Raw genomic sequence first — 16,914 nt, 5'->3', positions numbered from 1 at the left:
GTCAGGCCTTCTTGGTCGCAGCCTTCTTGGCGGGGGCCTTCTTTGCCGTCTTCTTGGTGGCGGCCTTCTTCGCAGCGGTCTTCTTCACCGAGGTCCGCTTCACCGGGCCACGCGCCCGCTTGTCGGCCAGCAGCTCGAATCCGCGCTCCGGCGTGATGGTTTCCGGCTCGTCGTCCTTGCGCAGGGTCGCGTTGGTCTCGCCGTCCGTGACGTAGGGACCGAAGCGGCCGTCCTTGACCACCACCGGCTTACCGGACACCGGGTCGTTGCCCAGTTCCTTCAGCGGCGGCTTGGCGGCGGCCCGACCCCGCTGCTTGGGCTGGGCGTAGATCGCCTGCGCCTGCTCCAGCGTGATGTCGAAGAGTTGCTGCTCGGTCTCCAGCGACCGCGAGTCGGTGCCCTTCTTCAGATACGGCCCGTAGCGGCCGTTCTGCGCGGTGATCTCGACGTCCTTGCCCTCGTCGTCCTGTACGACACCGACCACGCGCGGCAGCGACAGCAGCTTGAGCGCCGCGTCCAGGTCGATCGTCGCGAGGTCCATGTCTTTGAACAGCGACGCTGTCCGCGGTTTGGGACCGGTGGCCTTCTTCGCCTTCTTCGGAGCGTCCTCGGATACCGGCGGCGCAGGCAGCACTTCGGTGACGTAGGGGCCGTACCGCCCTGCGCGAGCGATGATTTCGTGACCCGTAGAAGGATCAGTGCCCAGCACCCGCCCATCGTCGTCAGAGGCTTCGAGCAACTCCCGCGCCTTCGCCGGGGTCATCTCGTCGGGGGCGATGTCGTCGGTGATCGACACCCGACGCGGATCCGCCGGCTCGCCGGTCACCTCACCGGTCGCCGGGTCGACGCCCGCGGGCACCTCTTCCTCGATGAACGGGCCGTACCGGCCGACGCGCACGACGATGCCCTCGCCGATCGGGATCGTCGAGATGGCGCGGGCGTCGATGTCCGGCAGGTGCTCGACCATCGCGCGCAGCCCGTCGCCGGGCTCCTTCTGGTCGCCGAAGTAGAACTGCGTCAGCCACGCCACCCGGTCCGCGTCACCGGCGGCAATGCGGTCCAGGTCCTCTTCCATCGAGGCGGTGAAGTCGTAGTCGACCAGGGAGGGGAAGTTCTCCTCCATCAACCGGGTGACCGCGAACGCCAACCAGGTCGGGATGAGAGCGCTGCCCTTGCTGCGCACATAGCCCCGGTCCTGGATCGTGCCGACCGTCGCGGCGTACGTCGACGGGCGGCCAATCCCCTTCTCCTCCAACGCTTTCACCAAAGTTGCTTCGGTGTAGCGCGGCGGCGGAAGCGTGTCGTGGCCGTTCGCGGTCGCCTCGTCCACGTCGAGGGAAACGCCCTCGGACAGCTTGGGCAGACGTCGCTCCTCGTCATCGCCGCCTTCGCGGGCGAGCACCTCGGTGTCCCGGCCTTCTTCGTACGCCGCGAGGAAGCCCCGGAAGGTGATGACCGTTCCGCTGGCGGTGAACTCCGCGCTCTGCGCAACACCGGAATCTACAACGGGCACAGTCACTTTCACCGTCGCCGTCGAACCGGTCGCGTCCGCCATCTGCGAGGCGACCGTGCGCTTCCAGATCAACTCGTAGAGCGCGAACTCATCCCCCCGCAGCTCACCGGCCACCTGGGCCGGGGTGCGGAAGGTGTCACCGGCGGGCCGGATCGCTTCGTGGGCTTCCTGGGCGTTCTTGGACTTGCCAGCGTAAACGCGAGGGGAATCGGGGACGTACGCCGCGCCGTACAGGTCACGGGCCTGTGACCGGGCCGCGTTGATGGCCGAGGCGGACAGCGTCACCGAATCGGTACGCATGTAGGTGATGTAGCCGCCCTCGTAGAGCCGCTGCGCCACACTCATCGCGTTCTTGCTGGACATCCGCAGTTTGCGGCTGGCCTCCTGCTGCAAGGTGGAGGTGATGAACGGCGCCTTCGGGCGCTGACGGTAGGGCTTCTCGGTAACCGAGGACACGGTCGCGGTCGCAGTAGTGGCGACGCCAGCGATGGCCTGTGCCTGAGCCTCGGCGAGCTGAATGACCTTGTCGCTCTTCAGATTTCCCAGATCATCGAAGTCGTTGCCCCGGGCTACCCGGCGGTCATCCAGCGACGTCAGCCGCGCGGTGAAGGACTCCTTCGCGCTGGTCTGCGTGCTGAAGGTGCCGTCGACGTCCCAGTAGTTGGCGGAACGGAACGCCATCCGCTCGCGCTCCCGCTCGACGACCATGCGGGTCGCAACAGACTGCACGCGGCCACCGGACAGACCCTGGCGAACCTTGCGCCACAACACCGGTGAGACTTCGTAGCCGTAGAGGCGGTCCAGGATCCGGCGCGTCTCCTGAGCATCGACGAGCCGGTCGTCGAGGTCGCGGGTGTTGTTGACGGCCCGCTGGATCGCTTCCTTGGTGATCTCGTGGAAGACCATCCGCTTGACAGGGACCTTGGGCTTGAGCACCTCCAGCAGGTGCCAGGCGATGGCCTCGCCCTCGCGGTCGTCGTCGGTTGCCAGCAGCAGTTCGTCGGAGTCCTTCAGCAGTCGCTTGAGCTCGGCGACCTTCTTCTTCTTGTCCGGGTAGACCTCGTAGTACGGCTCGAAACCGTCCTCCACATTCACCGCGAATTTGCCGAACGGCCCCTTTTTCATGTCCGCCGGCAGATCCCGCGGGGTCGGCAGATCACGGATGTGCCCGATGCTGGCGTCGACCACGTAGTCCGATCCGAGGTACTTGCCGATGTTGGCAACCTTGGACGGGGACTCGACGATGACAAGCTTCTTTGCCACTGCTGCTCCTGTTCCTGGCCGGCACGTGCAGCGGATTCGTCGCTGCTCGGACGTGCAACCGGTTGCACCGTAGCCCCTCCACGGCGAACCCGCCGCATCACCTCGCTATCCGGGCGTTGCGACCGTGGTGTGGCTCACGTCCCCGGCGAAGCCGCGTCCCGCACCAACCGAGCTCGCAGCGTGTCGTAGATCGGCGCACTGCGCACCAGGTTCGCCGCCAGGGTCGCGGCCGCCGTCGCCGCCAGCATCGGCACGGTCAGGCTGGTCGTCGCGGTCATCTCCACGACCAGGACCAACCCCGTGAACGGCGCGCGCACGATCCCGGCGAACAGCGCCGCCATCCCCACGATCGCGAAGTTCTGCGCGACCCCGCCGCCCATGACGGTGCCGAGATCGGACAGCACGTGATGGAAGAGGACACCCCAGATCGCGCCCAGGGCCAGCAGCGGCGCGAACAGGCCACCCGGCGTACCGGCGGAGTAGGAGACGGGACCCGCGACGAACCGGAACACCAGGTAGCCGAGCAGGACCGGCGCCGAGAAGTAGCTGCCGCTGAGCAGCATTTGGGACAGCGTGTCGCCGCCGCCCACCGAGAGCGGATCGACCAGCAGGGCGGCACCGATCAGCGCGCCGATGCCCGCGGCGAGCAGCACCGGATCGACCCGGCGGATCCGGTCGGTGACGCCCAGCAACGCGACCACCAGCTTGTTGTACGCCGCGCCGAGCAGCCCGGTGAGTAGCCCGAAGATGGTGAAGATCACCAGGGAGACGACGGTCGGGGGCGCAAGCGGCGGCGTACTGAAATCAGGTTGGTCACCCAGGATGATCCGCGAGCAGCCCACGGCCACAGCGCAACTGAGCAACGTGGTGAGGACCAGGCGGGTGCGGACAGTGCGGGTGACTTCCTCGAAGACGAACAGAGCGCCGCCGATCGGGGCGTTGAAGGCGACCGCCAGTCCCGCACCGGCCAGGGCGGTTTGCAGCAAACGTACGTCGCTGCGCGGCAGCCGCGCGCGCCGCGCCGTCTCTGCCCCGACGGTTGCGCCCATCTGGACGGTGGGCCCTTCCCGGCCGAGGACCATCCCGGAGCCGAGGGACAACACACCGCCGATGAACTTCACCGGCAGCAGCTTCAACGGCGCGACCTGCGCCTCGTCGTGCCAGACCGCTTCGACGTGCTGGACGCCGCTGCCGGCAGCGACGGGGACGAATTTGACCAGCAGCCGGGCGATTGCGGCCGCGGCGGCGGCGATCACGATCGGTAGCAGCCACGCGGGGAAACCCGTGTCGCGGACCCACTCGACCAGATCGACGCGCAGCACCTCGGCTCGCTCGAGGCACCAGCGGAACGCCCCGCCGATGAATCCGGTCAGGGCACCGGCGATGGCCGCGAGGACGCCGAGGAAGATCAGATCGAAGCTTCGCTTCGACCCCTCCTCGTCCGGCGTGGCGTCCGACATCGGTTAGTGGTGGAACTGCACGTGGGCCTGTGTGGCGTGCGGGAGCGGGCCATCGAGGCTGTCCAGGAATTCCACCGCGGTGCGCAGATCCTTCAGCAGGGCGACCGCCAGGTCGTGGCTCAGCCCGTTGCGCACCACGATCCGCTGGACGACGACATCGGTGAGGTCGTCCGGCATCGGGTAGGCCGGGACCAGCCAGCCGCGCGCACGCAACCGGTCGGACAGGTCGTAAAGGCTCCAGTTGGTGGTGTGGCCCTTCTTCAGCCGCCATGCGAAGACCGGAATGTCCGAGCCGTCGTTCCACAGTTCGAAGGGGCCGAGGGCGGCGATCTCCTTGGCCAGGAACTGCGCGACGTCCAGCGAGTTCTGCTGGACGCGCTGATAGCCCTCGAAGCCCAACCGCAGGAACATGTAGTACTGCAGCAGCACCTGCGCGCCGGGTCGGGAGAAGTTCAGGGCGAAGGTGGGCATGTTCCCACCGAGGTAGCTGACCGAGAAGATCAACTCCTGCGGCAGCAACTCCTTGTGCCGCCACACGACCCACCCCAGACCGGGATACACCAGCCCGTACTTGTGGCCCGAGGTGTTGATCGAGGCGACCCGCTCCAGCCGGAAGTCCCACTCCAGGTCCGGCTGGCAGAACGGCGCGATCATGGCGCCGGACGCCCCGTCGACGTGGATCGGGATGTCGAGGCCGGTGTCGGCCTGGATCTGGTCGAGTTTCTTGGCGACGTCAGCGACCGGCTCGTAGGTCCCGGTGTAGGTCACGCCCATGATGGCGACGACGCCGATGGTGTTCTCATCGACGTACTTCTCCAGGTCGTGCCCGTCCAGCTGCTGGTGCTCCTCGGTGATCGGCACGTACCGCGCCTCGACCTCCCAGTAGTTGCAGAACTTCTCCCACACCACCTGCACCGCCGAGGACATCACCAGGTTCGGCTTGTCGGTCGGCTTACCCGCCGCTCGCCGCGCGAGCTGCCAACGGCGCTTGAGCGCCAACCCGCCCAACATGCAGGCTTCCGAGGAGCCGATGGTCGACGTACCGATCGCGTTCTCCGGGTCGGGCGCGTTCCACAGGTCGGCGAGCATCGTCCAGCAGCGGGTCTCGATCGCCGCGGTCTGCGGGTATTCGTCCTTGTCGATCATGTTTTTGTCGGCGGCCTCGGCGTAGAGCCGGTTGGCCTGATCGTCCATCCAGGTCCCGACGAAGGTCGCCAGGTTGAGACGGGCGTTGCCGTCGAGCATCGCCTCGTCGTGCACGATCTGATAGGCGGTCTCGGGCAGCGACTCCTCCTGCGGCATCCGGTTCGCCGGCAATTCGGTGGCCTCCCCCGGGCGCGCGAAGACCGGGTTGACCGTCACGCTGTCGCTCATCCCGACGCCGCGTCCGCGAAACTTCTGTGGGTCCTGTCCGGTGCTCATCCGTCTACCTCGTCGGTGTCGATTTCGGGTACGTCGATCGGCCGGTTTCTCGCGGCCCTCCCCAGAACGTACCGCCAAGACCTGCGCGACTGTGGGCACGGATCATTCAGCCGCTGCGCGCCGGTCTAATCAAGATGCAGGTTCGTCGCCACGCTCGGTTCCAGACCCCGCGCTGACGTTCGTCCCACTTGCCGTGGTACCTCATTCCTGTCCGACCTTGCGTTGCCGATCGAGCATCCAGCGGGCGGCCAGCGTCAGTCCGAGGGGGACGTACAGCACCAACTGAGCCAGCCAGACCACAGCCTGGTCACCCAACCATCCGCTCTCACTCGTCCCCCACATGACGAAGCCAATGAGACCCAGGATGCTGAGGAAGGCGCATACTGCCAGCGAGGTACGAGGATCGCGGCCGGGCTCAAAGAAGGCATCGCTCCACGCGACCGCGACACCGTAGACAGCACCGGCCAGTGCGACGACAAGGAGTGCCTGCGAGAGCGGTGTCGCCCATGGACCACGCCACTGCACCCAGGCGCCGTTCAAAAGAACGAGCAGGCTCAGGAACACGAGCGCTCGATCCCCTGCTCGATGCCGCACGGCCATTTGCCGCTCGTCGTACGCCTTCTTCACTGGCCCTCCTCCCAGAACAAGTCATCGAGGGTCGTACCCAAGGCGCGACAGATCGCCCGGCACAAGGCGATCGTCGGGTTGTACTCCCCCGACTCGACCGCGTTGATCGTCTGCCGGGTGACGCCCACGCGCGCAGCCAGGTCAGCCTGGGATATCCCGTACGACGCGCGAAGGGCTTTCATCCGCATGTTGCGCGCCATCAGGACATCCTGTCCGACATAACAGACACAGTGTCGGGTATATCCGACACCGCCCGCAAGCGGTTCCGACGATTTTGAGGATCTCGAGGTTACTGAGGACGCGAAGATCGTGGAGGGTCCTCAGAACGGTCGTTGTCCTCAAAATCATCGCCGGGGCCATTAGTTGAATGTTTAACTAGTTTGTTCTAGCCTTGAGCCATGACCGATCAGCAGCCTGTCCTCTACCTCAGCCACGGAGCGCCGCCGCTGGCCGACGACGCCACCTGGACCAGCGAGCTCAAGGCCTGGGGCAAGGACCTGCCGAAGCCGGAGCAGATCTTGATCGTGTCGGCCCACTGGGAAGAGGCACCCGTCGCGCTGTCCTCCACCACCGGCGCGCCGCTGGTTTACGACTTCTGGGGTTTCCCGCAGCGCTACTACGAGGTGACGTACGACGCCCCGAGCGCCCCAGCGCTGGCGGACTCCGTCACCAAACTGGTTGGCACCCAGGTGCATCGGGACGAAGCACGCGGTCTCGACCACGGTGCGTACGTGCCGCTGAAGGAGATGTTCCCCGAGGCGGACATCCCGGTGCTGCAGATGTCGATGCCGACGCTGGACCCGCAGGCCCTCTACCGGCTCGGTCAGCAACTCGCACCCCTTCGCGATGAGGGCACGCTGATCGTTGGTTCTGGCTTCACCACCCACAACCTGCGCTGGTTCAACCCGCGCGTCACGCCCGACTACGCACCGCCCACTGCCAGTAGCGAATTCGACCACTGGGCCGCTGAGACCATGGCCAAGGGTGATGTCGACACGCTGATGGACTTCCTGGCCAAGGCTCCCGCGGCCCACGAAGCGCACCCGCGCACCGAGCACTGGGCGCCGCTTTACGTCGCTCTCGGCGCCGCGTCGAAGGATCCGGCTGAGGTCCGCAGCGTCATCGACGGGTTCTGGTTCGGCCTGAGCAAACGCTCCTGGCAACTGACCGCCGCCTAACGGACCAGGAAGCCGTCCGCGATCAGCGACCGGATCGCCGGCAGCAGCGAGGCAAGCGAATCCACTTCCAGCAGTTGGGCGATCGCGTCCAGAGCGACTCCCGCGGGCAGTGAACCGTCGGCCACCGAGACGTACGCCGCGAGGGCCGTGTCCATCGGCACGCTCAGCCCCAGCCCACCACCTTGCCGCAACCGGATCACCGACGGGTCGTCCGCGCCCGGTCGGCCGAAACGCTCCTCGGTGACGTCCGGCGCAAGCTGCCAGGCGATCGCGAGCACGTCGTCATCGCTGGCGGACGCCAGCCAGGTCCGCGCCGCCAGACCTGCATCGATCGAAGGCCCCATCGGAGAAGCGACCGGGCCGTCAACGGCGACGAGATCAACGAACGGTGCTCGCGCCGAGGCCGGCTTCTGCAGCGTCACGATCCCGAACCCGATGTGATCGACCTCGCGGGATGCGAAGTCGGAAAGCCATGCGGCGTAGAGATTTTCGTAACCCGAGGTCCCGGGAGCCGCGCCTCCGTCGCGGGCCCACAACTCGGCGTACTGGGCCGGGTCCTGGGTCTCCCGCTGGATCACCCACGCGTCCAGTCCCGTGGGTTCGATCCAGGCACGTACGACGTCCCGCCAGTCCGCGCCCGCCGGCACCTCCCAGTTGGCCAACAGTTGTGCCACGCCACCGGGGGCCAGAAAGGCCGGCAGCGACTGGATCAACGTGCGCACCAACGAGTCGCCGACCATGCCACCGTCGCGATACTCGTACTCCGGCACGTCGGGCCGGCGCGGGGTGATCACGAACGGTGGGTTGCTGACGATCAGGTCAAACTCTTGTCCTGCAACAGGTTCCAGCAACGAACCGCGTCGCAACTCCCAGGACTGGTCGTTCAACGCTGCGTTGAGAGCTGCGAACCACAGGGCCCGCGACGACAGGTCCGTCGCCACGATCTGCGAGGCGTGGGTCGACAGATGCAGCGCCTGCACCCCGCAGCCGGTCCCGAGATCCAACGCCCGCTGCACCGGTCGCCGCGGCGTCCACGACGCCAGGGTCGTCGATGCACCACCGATGCCGAGCACGTGGTCGGTCCGCAGCGGGGCACGGGTCGCCAACTCGGCCAGATCGGAGGCGACGAACCAGTCGTGGCTCTCATCGCCGTACGGGCGCAGGTCGACCAACGCATTGACCGCGCCGTCGTCAACGGTCGCCAGCCCCAGCGTGACCAATCCATGGGCCTGACACACAGGCAGGGCCGCATCCACCAGCGCCCGCGGCACGGGCAGGCCCAGGGTGAACAGCCTTACCAATGCAGCGATCCCGCCCCGCTCGCGCGTTGCTAGATCCGCCGCGACCGGCTGCTCGCGCATCAGGGCCGCCGATGCCGCCTCGCCCAGACAATCCTGCACCGCGTCCACGGTGTAGGGCAACGCACGCAGGTCTGCGGCGAGCGCGGCGAGGTCGCTCACGACAGCGCGGCGGTCGCTTCGCTGATCGTCGGGAAGATCTGGAACACCTTGTCCAGGCCGGTGATCGCGAAGTTGCGCAGCAACCGCTGGTCATCGGTCACCAACACCAGATCGCCACCAGCGGAGCGCACGGCCTTCAGCCGACCGACGAGCACCCCGAGCGCGGTGGAGTCCAGGAACGGCACCCGGCTCAGATCCACGACGTACGCCGGACCACCGTCCCCGACCGCCCGCACCAATTCCTCGCGCAAGCGGGCGGCGGTCGACACATCGGCCTCTCCGACCAACGAGATCACCGTCACGCCCGGTCCCCCCTCGCTGGTCACCGAGATCTCCACATTTACTCCCTCAACGTTTTGCTGCGGTCCGCGATCGCGGACCGGCCCCCACCGCAATTCTCGCATTCCACTCCCCGCCCGTCCGGCGGTTCCCCGCAAGTGGGTCCCTGCCGCTGTCACCGGTCGGGGCTAACGTGGCCGGGTGACCGACCCCATGGCGCTGCTGTCTGCGGTGGCGGCAGCCTGCCCGGGCGGCAAGGTCGTGCACGTCGAGCAGCGCCCGGCGCGTGAGCCGAGGTACGGGCAGTGGCCGGCCTGGGTGCCGCCAGCGGTCGATGCCGCCGTGCGTGGGTCAGGCATCGCGCAGTTGTGGTCCCACCAGGCGTTGGTGGCCCAGTTGGCACACGCCGGAGAGAACGTCGCGGTGAGTACCGGCACGGCGTCTGGCAAGAGCCTCGGCTACCTGCTGCCGATGTTGAGCGCCGTCCATGAGGGGTCATCGGCGGTCAACGGGCGTGGCGCCACCGCGATCTATCTGGCTCCGACGAAGGCGTTGGGCGCCGATCAACTCGCCCACATCGAGGCGTGGGCGATCCCCGGCGTGCGCGCTGCAGCCCTCGACGGAGACACTCCTCTGGACGAGCGCCGATGGATCCGTGAGCACGCCAACGTGATCCTCACCAACCCGGACTTGTTGCACCACACGCTGTTGCCAGGCCACGAACGATGGGCGCCGTTCCTGCGGCGGCTGCGGTACGTCGTGATCGATGAATGCCACGTCTACAAAGGAGTACTCGGCTCGCACGTGGCCTCCGTGTTGCGACGGTTGCGCCGGGTCGCGGCCCGCTACGGCGCGGAGCCGGTGTTCGTGTTGGCGTCGGCCACGATGGCCGATCCGGCCTGGCACGCTTCGGACCTGGTCGGAGCACCGGTGCGGGCGGTGGACGAGGACGGATCTGCTCGGGCGGCAGCGACTTTCGCGTTCTGGGAGCCAGGCGAGCGGGAGTCAGGCGAGGGCGCTGTCAGCGCAGTCGCCGAGGCCGCGGGGATCATGCGCACCCTGGTCGCCCGGCAGGTGCAGACGGTGACCTTCGCCCGATCGCGCTCCGGAGTCGAAGTCGTCGCGGACATGGTGCGCCGCTCGCTGTCGCTGGATGCGCAGGAGGTCGCGGCGTACCGCGGTGGCTATCTGCCCGAGGAGCGGCGGGCGCTGGAGCGTGGGCTGCGAGAACGCTCCTTGATCGGGGTGGCCGCGACCAACGCCCTCGAGCTCGGCGTCGACATCTCGGGCCTGGACGCCGTGGTGATGGCCGGCTGGCCGGGCACCCGCGCGTCGTTCTGGCAACAGGCCGGACGGGCCGGGCGCAGTGGGTCGGCCGCGCTGGTGCTCTTCGTGGCGGGTGACGATCCGTTGGATCGCTACCTACTGCACCACCCCGACGCCGTGCTCGGCACGCCGGTCGAGCGCGCGGTCCTCGATCCCGCCAACCCGCAGGTGCTGATGCCCCACCTGATGGCGGCCGCCGCCGAGTTGCCGCTGACCGTGGACGACGAGCAGTACTTCGGGTCCTCGATGACCGCGATGCTGGATTCCCTGGTCGAGCGCCGCCTGCTGCGCCGCCGGCCGAAGGGCTGGTTCTGGGCCGACGAGGGCCGCCCCAGCGATCTGTTCGGGTTGCGCGGCACCGGTGAGCAGGCCGTGCGGATCGTGGAGTCACGCACCGGCCGGGTGCTGGGCACGGTCGATGACGACCGGTCGCACAGCGCGGTCCACGAGGGTGCGGTTTACGTGCACCAGGGCGAATCGCATGTCGTCACGCGGCTGGACCTGGACGACGGCAGCGCTCACGTGGTGCGCGGCGATCCCGGCTGGTCGACGCAGGCCCGGTCGGTCAGCGCGTTCGACGTCCTCACCGTCGATGAGTCGGTGTCCCTGCCCTGCGCGCAGTTGTGTTTCGGGACCGTGCGGGTGCGCTCGCGGGTCACCTCCTTCCTGCGGCGCTCGCCCTCGGGTGAGGTGCTGGGCGAGCACGGCCTGGACCTGCCGGAACGGTCGATGACCACCAAAGCGGTCTGGTGGACCGTGGCCCTGGACCCGGTGCTCGACACGGGCCTTACCCTCGGTGACCTGCCGGGCTCGCTGCACGCTGCCGAGCACGCCTCGATCGGGATGCTGCCGCTGATCGCGCAGTGCGACCGCTGGGACATCGGCGGGGTGTCCACCGTGCTGCACCCCGACACCGAGTTGCCGACCGTGCTGGTCTACGACGGTCATCCCGGTGGAGCCGGATTCGCCCGTCGCGCCTACGAATTGGGCACCGATTGGTTGACCGCTACCCGTACGGCGATCCTCAGCTGTGCGTGTGAGAGCGGCTGTCCGTCGTGTGTGCAGAGCCCGAAGTGCGGTAACGGCAACGAACCGCTGGACAAGGCGGGCGCGGTGATCGTGCTCGACGTCGTGCTGGGAAGAAACGCGAAGTTCGGGGATCGCTGAGCCACGTGCCTCCGCCGCGCCTAGGCTCGTCGTTACGCGAACCGAGCTGAGGATGACAATGACGTACAACTATGGGCCGGTCGAGCTCTTTCTGATCGGCTATGAGAACGAGATCGACGACCACGCGCTCGATGCCCTGGCCGAGGTGACCAAGACCGGCGTCGTGACCCTGTTGGATCTGGTGATCCTGCGCAAAGAACTCGACGGCTCCGTCTCCGTCACCGAGGTGGCCGACCACGCCGAACGGTTCGGCTTCGACCCGCTGGACGGGGAGACCATCGGCCTGGCCGGCGACGAGGACATCCAGGACATGGCGCAGGACCTGCCCGCGGGATCGTCTGCGGTCATCGTGGCGCTGGAGCAGACCTACATGCGCGACCTGGCCTACAAACTCCACTCCGGTGGCGGCGAGGTGCTGCGTTATGAGCGCGTCCCCGCGACCGTCGTCAACGAGGTCGCCGACCTCGAAGCCACCGTCTGACCCTCGAACGAAAGGACCCAACCATGCGTCGATCCGGACGACCCGGCCTGATCGGACTCGCGGCCCGCACTGCCGTGGTGGCCGGCACCGCCAACGCCGTGACCAGCAAGCAGCAACAGCGCGCGGTCGCCAACCAGCAGGCTGCTGCCAACGCCCAGCAACTCGCCGCCGCGCAGCGGCAGGCGGAGATCGACGCTGCCGCCCAGCAAGCCGTCGCTGCACACGTCGCTGCCCAGGCTCCGGTCGCACCCCCGGCCCCTGCCGCGCCCGCCCCGGCCGCCTCAGCGGGCGGTGGTATCGACATCGTCGCTGAGATCCAGAAGCTGGGCGCGCTCAAGGAAGCCGGGCTGCTCACCGACGAGGAGTTCACCGCCGCGAAGGCCAAGTTGCTTGGCTGAAACTCCTGCGCGATTCCCTATCGGGGCCCGACCTGCTGCGGCGGGTCGGGCCCGGATGTCGTGAGCGGACCTGCCGGTCCAGCGCGGGCGCGGGCCACCGCGGGACCAACACCGGGCACTCCTGAGACGATCGCCACCGCGACGGTGAGGTCTGGACCCTGCGCGACGCAGGAGGTCAGGACACCGCCGTTCTCAACCGCGACCCGCCCTGCTCGGGCGCACGCCGCAGATCCGGAGTTGGTCTGGAGAACCCGAGCGCCTGCGAGCGCGGCCAGGTCCGCAGCCGCCGCCGCCTGGCTTGCCGACCGGACCACCCGGGCAACCGTCAGCGCACCACCCAGCAGCAGGATCAGTACCGCGATCACGCCGAGGGCCAGCACGGTGGCCGCCCCGCGCTCGCGTCCACTCATGGAGTGGCCTCTACTGGCGCCACCACCGACGCGGACAATCGGTGCCCACCGGTCAGCCAGCCGAACGGCCCCGGCGGTGCGGCCGACACGATCACTTCCACGTCGCCACCCAATGACCGCACCGTCACCGCTGCCCCACCCGGTGCCGCGCGCTGTCCGATGTCGGAGACGCGTGCGGGAGGGTCACCGCGTGAGGCACTGCGCGCCGCCATCCGGGCCGCGTCGACACACCTGATCTGATCGATACCGATGGCCACCGCGTTGATGGCGATCGCCAACACGAAGACGACGGCAGGCAGGACGGCCGCGAGCTCGGCAGTAACCATCCCGGCCTCACCGATGTTTGCTCGGAGAACTCGCGGCCGTCCCCGCCTCACGACGCGATGCTCAACGCCGCTTGGATGATGCTGGTCAGGCCCGCCTTCACTGCTCCGGACTTGATCACCGCGATCAACACCGTCGCAAAGGTCACCGCGGCGAGGGTTCCGACGGCGTATTCCGCCGTGCTCATCCCTGCCTCCGCGCTGGCGCTCAGCTGGTGCAGTCGCCGTCGCAGGCCCGTCATTGCCGATCTCATACGATTCCCCTTCTCGAACGGATCACTCAAAACCACTACGCCGCAGCGTGATCCGGGACTACGACGAAGTGTCGACCTATGTCCCTCCGAGCACGCTGCGGGCAATTACCGCCACCACCGGCAGGACTGTCAGCGCCGCGAAGGCCGGTAGGAAGCAGCCGCCTAACGGCAACACGATCAGGACACCGAGCCGTGCCGTCCGCTCCTGCAACGCCTGTCGTTCGTCGCGCCGGATCGTGGCGGCGGCCTCCCGCAGCTGCCCCGCCGCGGGCATCCCCACCCGAGCCGCCAGCGCCAACGCGTCAGCTGCCGGTCGCCACACCGCCGGAAGACCTTGCCAGGCTTTGGCTTCGTCGACACCCCACTGCAACGCGGCCGTCACCTGCCGCAACTGCGATGCCACGACCGGCGCGCTTTGATCGGCCACGGCGCTGAGCGCGTTGGTCAACGGACTGCCCGAGGTCAGCGCCAGCGCCAGCAGGTCGATGGCGGTGGCAACACTCAACGACGTCTCCGGGGGCCGATGGGGCATCGGCGCGGGCGGCGATGCGACAAAGGCGGTGTCCTGCCACAAGCCACCAAGTCCCGGTGGCGCGGCCGGCGCGCAACGGCGCGGCGGCCAGCACAACACGGCCAGCAGCAGCAGCAGTCCGATCGACATCGCCGTCATGACAGGGCCTCGGTGCGGACGCAGCGCTGCACCAGCCGGCCCGACCACCAGCGGCCGAGCAGTATCAACACGGCGCCGATCAGCAGGGCCGCGAGCCCGGCGACACCGGTGTAGAGCTGGGTGGGTGGTACCCCCGCGAGCGCGGCGATCCCGACCCCTGCCACGGGCAGTCCGGTCAGCAAGTGCATGGTGGCGCGCGGGCCCGCGGTCGCGAGCCGCAGGGCGCTCTCGCGGTCGTCCTCGGCCTGCAACAACTCCTTCGCGGTGGCCACCGCATCCGTCAAGCTGCACCCCAGGTCGTCGGACAGTGACCAGGCGGCCGCGACGACCTCCACCTGCGGCAGATCGAAGTCCGACGCAAGTTGCCGGAAGGTCGGACCGAGTTCTAGTCCAGCTTCTGCGCGGACAGCCAGTTCTTCCATCGAGTGGCCGAAAGGCGCATCAGGCACTGAATTTGCCACGAGTCGTGCAACATTCGCGACGGCGACCGCCGGTGGAACACCGGCTCGTAGCGCCGGTGCCAGCGAACCCAGGAGTTGCATGATCGCCGCACGACGCAGGACCTGTCGTCGTCGCCCACTGGTGAACGACGGCACCCGGCGCTGGGCCGGGTGGTCGGCCGGTCGGCGTACGGGCAGCGGGATCAGCGGGCGCGGCCAGGCGATGACGGCAAACGCGACGAGCAACGCCACGAGCAGACTCATGACGCTCCCAGGATCGTGCGCAGCTGTGCCCAACCGTCCGCCCGTTCAAGCCTGTCCCCGGCCCGCACCAACGCGGGGCGCACCTGGAGCCGACCCGCCGCGCGCGCCAGCACCCCGATCTCCTGAACCACCCGTCGACCACCAGCACGGCGCAGGTGGATCACGACGCTGACCGCACTGGCCAATTGGGAGTGCACTGCTGGCGCTGCCATCCCGGCCAACGCGCCGAGGGCTTCGAAACGAGCGACGACATCCGCACTGGTGTTGGCGTGGATCGTGCCGCAGCCGCCCTCGTGACCGGTGTTCAACGCGGTCAGCAGCTCGCGGACCTCGGCCCCGCGCACCTCACCGACCACTAACCGGTCCGGACGCATCCGCAACGACTGGCGCACGAGCACCGGCAGCGCGATCTCGCCCGAGCCCTCGACGTTGGCGCTGCGACCCTCCAAACGCACCACGTGCGGATGGTCGACCCGCAGCTCCCGCACGTCCTCGACGATCACGATCCGCTCATGGGCTGGGACCTGGCGCAGCAGTGCCCCCAACAGAGTCGTCTTCCCGGACCCGGTGCCGCCGCTGACAACGAATGCAACACGCGCAGAGACTAATTCGGACAGAACGCCCAGGCCGTTCTCGTCGAATGCGCCTCGCTCCTGCAGTCCGGACAGATCCAGTCCGTCGTCTCGCGGGATCCGCAACGACACATGCGCAGCGGACTCCACCAAGGGCGGCAGGACGGCGTGCAACCGGATCCCACCGGGCAGCAGTCCGTCCACGAAGGGGCTGCTTTCGTCCAAGCGACGATTGGCGAGGGTCGCCAGTCGCACCGCCAGCCGACGCACCTGGGCGGCGTCGGTGAAGGTCACCTCACGGCGTTCCAGGCCCCGGCCACAGTCGACCCAGACCCCATCGAGCCCGTTCACGAGCACGTCGGTGACCGTCGGATCGGCGAGCAACACCTCCAGTGGTCCGGCGCCGAGGACGTCAGAGTGCAACTGCGCGCGAAGCCGGGCCACATGCCCGTCACCGAGCACGGCTCGATCGGCCTCGGCCACTTGCGAGACTCCTGCGTCGTCGGGTGACCGGCCGGCCCGGATCTGCTCCCACAGCGTGACGGCGGGACCGCCGCGGAGAGTACTCACGACGCCAACCGCTGCTCGACGATCAGATCCCGCAGGAGGGACGCAGCAAGAGCCGACACAGCACTGCGAGCGCTGGAGCCCGGCACCGCCGGATTCGACTGGCGTTGATCGAGTTTGCGGTCGTGGGGCAGCACTCCGAGCAGCGGCACATCGCTCAGCCGGGCGATCTGCTGCGCCACGTGCTCGCGGGTGTCCCGAACCACGAAACCCACCGGAAGGTCCGGCTCGACCGCCTGCGCGTAGCCGACCAGTTGCTCGGTGACGACCAGCACCCGGCGGTCGGGTGCGGTCACCACGATCAGCGCGGTGGCGACGGCCAGAGCCTCGCCGACGAGTACGAGATCCCGGGGTAGATCAACCACCACCAGATCGCTGGCCCGCCGACAGGCGGCGACGACCTCGCTCAACCGACCCGGCGGTATCGGGTCCGGTCCATCGCAGGCGACGACCCGGGCCCCGCTCTCTGCGCTCGGCAACCGGTCCAGCAGCGGCTGCCCGGGCAACGCCCCGTCGCTACCCAGCAGATCCGGCCAGCGCACCCCCGGATCGGCGGCCAGATCGAAGAGGTTGTCCAATCCGCCACCCCACGGATCGGCATCCACGGCAACGGCCGACCATCCCGCGCGCGCCGCTGTGACGGTGAGGGCGGTGGCCAATGTGCTTGCGCCGCAGGATCCCCCGGCGCCAACGACAGCCAGACAGGGTGCAAGTGGGGCGGTGGTGTCCATGGCCCCATCCGACGACGAATGGACGGACCGATCCACTCGGATCCGCGCCGGTGTGGACAACTGGTGGCTCGGCGTACGTCATCCACAGGCTGGGACTCACCGGAGACAT

18 protein-coding genes are annotated in these 16,914 nt (G+C 68.3%); 4 read left to right on the top strand and 14 right to left on the bottom strand.

The features are described 5' to 3' along the window. Position 1 precedes the first annotated feature (1 nt). From topA to DR843_RS18420, 5 genes are all read right to left on the bottom strand, one after another. Positions 2–2,776, bottom strand: coding sequence for a type I DNA topoisomerase (gene topA / locus DR843_RS18440; protein WP_109688200.1), 2,775 nt, complete (start codon positions 2,774–2,776; stop codon positions 2–4). A 134-nt stretch (positions 2,777–2,910) separates the two neighbouring features. Then, positions 2,911–4,236, bottom strand: coding sequence for a ClC family H(+)/Cl(-) exchange transporter (locus DR843_RS18435; RefSeq protein ID WP_109688198.1), 1,326 nt, complete (start codon positions 4,234–4,236; stop codon positions 2,911–2,913). Positions 4,237–4,239: 3 nt separating this feature from the next. After that, the gene (gad, locus tag DR843_RS18430) at positions 4,240–5,610 is read right to left on the bottom strand and encodes a glutamate decarboxylase (protein ID WP_177647433.1); all 1,371 of its coding nucleotides are present in this window, start codon (positions 5,608–5,610) and stop codon (positions 4,240–4,242) included. 249 nt (positions 5,611–5,859) lie between these two features. Beyond that, positions 5,860–6,285 carry a hypothetical protein gene (locus tag DR843_RS18425; protein WP_109688194.1) on the bottom strand — a complete coding sequence of 142 codons (426 nt, stop codon included), beginning with the start codon at positions 6,283–6,285 and terminating at the stop codon, positions 5,860–5,862. Next, complete coding sequence (locus tag DR843_RS18420) at positions 6,282–6,485, bottom strand: helix-turn-helix transcriptional regulator (protein WP_109688192.1); 204 nt, start codon at positions 6,483–6,485, stop codon at positions 6,282–6,284. The genes DR843_RS18425 and DR843_RS18420 overlap by 4 nt, the downstream gene beginning before the upstream one ends. A gap of 198 nt (positions 6,486–6,683) precedes the next feature. On the opposite strand from DR843_RS18420, the gene DR843_RS18415 reads away from it, so the two are divergent. After that, entirely contained in the window at positions 6,684–7,463 is a 780-nt protein-coding gene (locus tag DR843_RS18415; RefSeq protein ID WP_109688190.1) for a dioxygenase family protein, read from the top strand. Here the strand turns inward: DR843_RS18415 and DR843_RS18410 are convergent. Both DR843_RS18410 and DR843_RS18405 read right to left on the bottom strand, forming a co-directional pair. Beyond that, on the bottom strand, positions 7,460–8,923 hold the full coding sequence (locus tag DR843_RS18410; RefSeq protein WP_342767193.1) for a DUF7059 domain-containing protein: 1,464 nt from the start codon (positions 8,921–8,923) through the stop codon (positions 7,460–7,462). The two genes, DR843_RS18415 and DR843_RS18410, sit on opposite strands and share 4 nt — an antisense overlap. After that, the gene (locus tag DR843_RS18405; RefSeq protein ID WP_172461508.1) at positions 8,920–9,261 is read right to left on the bottom strand and encodes an STAS domain-containing protein; all 342 of its coding nucleotides are present in this window, start codon (positions 9,259–9,261) and stop codon (positions 8,920–8,922) included. The genes DR843_RS18410 and DR843_RS18405 overlap by 4 nt, the downstream gene beginning before the upstream one ends. Before the next feature lie 154 nt (positions 9,262–9,415). Between DR843_RS18405 and DR843_RS18400 the strand changes: the two genes are divergently transcribed. Genes DR843_RS18400 through DR843_RS18390 form a run of 3 tightly spaced genes read left to right on the top strand, consistent with a single transcriptional unit; the run spans position 9,416 to position 12,574 of the window. Then, positions 9,416–11,695 (top strand): DEAD/DEAH box helicase, encoded by a 2,280-nt coding sequence (locus DR843_RS18400; RefSeq protein ID WP_109689184.1) that lies wholly within the window; start codon positions 9,416–9,418, stop codon positions 11,693–11,695. Between the two features lie 58 nt (positions 11,696–11,753). Continuing rightward, positions 11,754–12,176, top strand: coding sequence for a DUF6325 family protein (locus DR843_RS18395; RefSeq protein ID WP_109688186.1), 423 nt, complete (start codon positions 11,754–11,756; stop codon positions 12,174–12,176). Between the two features lie 23 nt (positions 12,177–12,199). Next, positions 12,200–12,574 (top strand): SHOCT domain-containing protein, encoded by a 375-nt coding sequence (locus DR843_RS18390; RefSeq protein ID WP_109688184.1) that lies wholly within the window; start codon positions 12,200–12,202, stop codon positions 12,572–12,574. Positions 12,575–12,591: 17 nt separating this feature from the next. Here DR843_RS18390 and DR843_RS18385 read toward each other — a convergent pair whose 3' ends face one another. From DR843_RS18385 to DR843_RS18355, 7 genes are all read right to left on the bottom strand, one after another. Then, positions 12,592–12,984 carry an Rv3654c family TadE-like protein gene (locus DR843_RS18385; RefSeq protein ID WP_109688182.1) on the bottom strand — a complete coding sequence of 131 codons (393 nt, stop codon included), beginning with the start codon at positions 12,982–12,984 and terminating at the stop codon, positions 12,592–12,594. Continuing rightward, the gene (locus tag DR843_RS18380) at positions 12,981–13,310 is read right to left on the bottom strand and encodes a TadE family type IV pilus minor pilin (RefSeq protein ID WP_109688180.1); all 330 of its coding nucleotides are present in this window, start codon (positions 13,308–13,310) and stop codon (positions 12,981–12,983) included. Before DR843_RS18380 ends, DR843_RS18385 begins: the two co-directional genes overlap by 4 nt. 47 nt (positions 13,311–13,357) lie before the next feature. Then, positions 13,358–13,495: a DUF4244 domain-containing protein gene (locus tag DR843_RS18375; RefSeq protein WP_425451574.1), complete on the bottom strand. Its 138-nt coding sequence runs from the start codon at positions 13,493–13,495 to the stop codon at positions 13,358–13,360. 142 nt (positions 13,496–13,637) lie between these two features. Then, positions 13,638–14,231: a type II secretion system F family protein gene (locus DR843_RS18370; RefSeq protein WP_109688177.1), complete on the bottom strand. Its 594-nt coding sequence runs from the start codon at positions 14,229–14,231 to the stop codon at positions 13,638–13,640. Further along, on the bottom strand, positions 14,228–14,935 hold the full coding sequence (locus tag DR843_RS18365) for a type II secretion system F family protein (RefSeq protein ID WP_109688175.1): 708 nt from the start codon (positions 14,933–14,935) through the stop codon (positions 14,228–14,230). The genes DR843_RS18370 and DR843_RS18365 overlap by 4 nt, the downstream gene beginning before the upstream one ends. Then, positions 14,932–16,077, bottom strand: coding sequence for a TadA family conjugal transfer-associated ATPase (locus DR843_RS18360; RefSeq protein WP_245934195.1), 1,146 nt, complete (start codon positions 16,075–16,077; stop codon positions 14,932–14,934). Before DR843_RS18360 ends, DR843_RS18365 begins: the two co-directional genes overlap by 4 nt. Beyond that, positions 16,074–16,805 (bottom strand): CpaE-like family protein, encoded by a 732-nt coding sequence (locus DR843_RS18355; protein WP_109688173.1) that lies wholly within the window; start codon positions 16,803–16,805, stop codon positions 16,074–16,076. Before DR843_RS18355 ends, DR843_RS18360 begins: the two co-directional genes overlap by 4 nt. Between the last annotated feature and the right edge of the window lie 109 nt (positions 16,806–16,914).

Origin of the sequence: Branchiibius hedensis (genome assembly GCF_900108585.1) — a bacterium.
Classification (GTDB): Bacteria; Actinomycetota; Actinomycetes; order Actinomycetales; family Dermatophilaceae; genus Branchiibius; species Branchiibius hedensis.
The sequence above is the reverse complement of the archived record's forward strand: the minus strand, read 5'-3'. Positions and strand labels throughout refer to the sequence as shown.

Bases quoted from the DNA above. Each gene is read 5' to 3' on its own strand.
- DR843_RS18380 (WP_109688180.1), bottom strand. From the start codon at position 13,310: ATGGTTACTGCCGAGCTCGCGGCCGTCCTGCCTGCCGTCGTCTTCGTG.
- DR843_RS18385 (WP_109688182.1), bottom strand. From the start codon at position 12,984: ATGAGTGGACGCGAGCGCGGGGCGGCCACCGTGCTGGCCCTCGGCGTG.
- DR843_RS18370 (WP_109688177.1), bottom strand. From the start codon at position 14,231: ATGACGGCGATGTCGATCGGACTGCTGCTGCTGCTGGCCGTGTTGTGC.
- DR843_RS18420 (WP_109688192.1), bottom strand. From the start codon at position 6,485: ATGGCGCGCAACATGCGGATGAAAGCCCTTCGCGCGTCGTACGGGATA.
- DR843_RS18390 (WP_109688184.1), top strand. From the start codon at position 12,200: ATGCGTCGATCCGGACGACCCGGCCTGATCGGACTCGCGGCCCGCACT.
- DR843_RS18415 (WP_109688190.1), top strand. From the start codon at position 6,684: ATGACCGATCAGCAGCCTGTCCTCTACCTCAGCCACGGAGCGCCGCCG.
- DR843_RS18400 (WP_109689184.1), top strand. From the start codon at position 9,416: ATGGCGCTGCTGTCTGCGGTGGCGGCAGCCTGCCCGGGCGGCAAGGTC.
- DR843_RS18375 (WP_425451574.1), bottom strand. From the start codon at position 13,495: ATGAGCACGGCGGAATACGCCGTCGGAACCCTCGCCGCGGTGACCTTT.
- DR843_RS18355 (WP_109688173.1), bottom strand. From the start codon at position 16,805: ATGGACACCACCGCCCCACTTGCACCCTGTCTGGCTGTCGTTGGCGCC.
- DR843_RS18435 (WP_109688198.1), bottom strand. From the start codon at position 4,236: ATGTCGGACGCCACGCCGGACGAGGAGGGGTCGAAGCGAAGCTTCGAT.
- DR843_RS18395 (WP_109688186.1), top strand. From the start codon at position 11,754: ATGACGTACAACTATGGGCCGGTCGAGCTCTTTCTGATCGGCTATGAG.
- gad (WP_177647433.1), bottom strand. From the start codon at position 5,610: ATGAGCGACAGCGTGACGGTCAACCCGGTCTTCGCGCGCCCGGGGGAG.
- DR843_RS18365 (WP_109688175.1), bottom strand. From the start codon at position 14,935: ATGAGTCTGCTCGTGGCGTTGCTCGTCGCGTTTGCCGTCATCGCCTGG.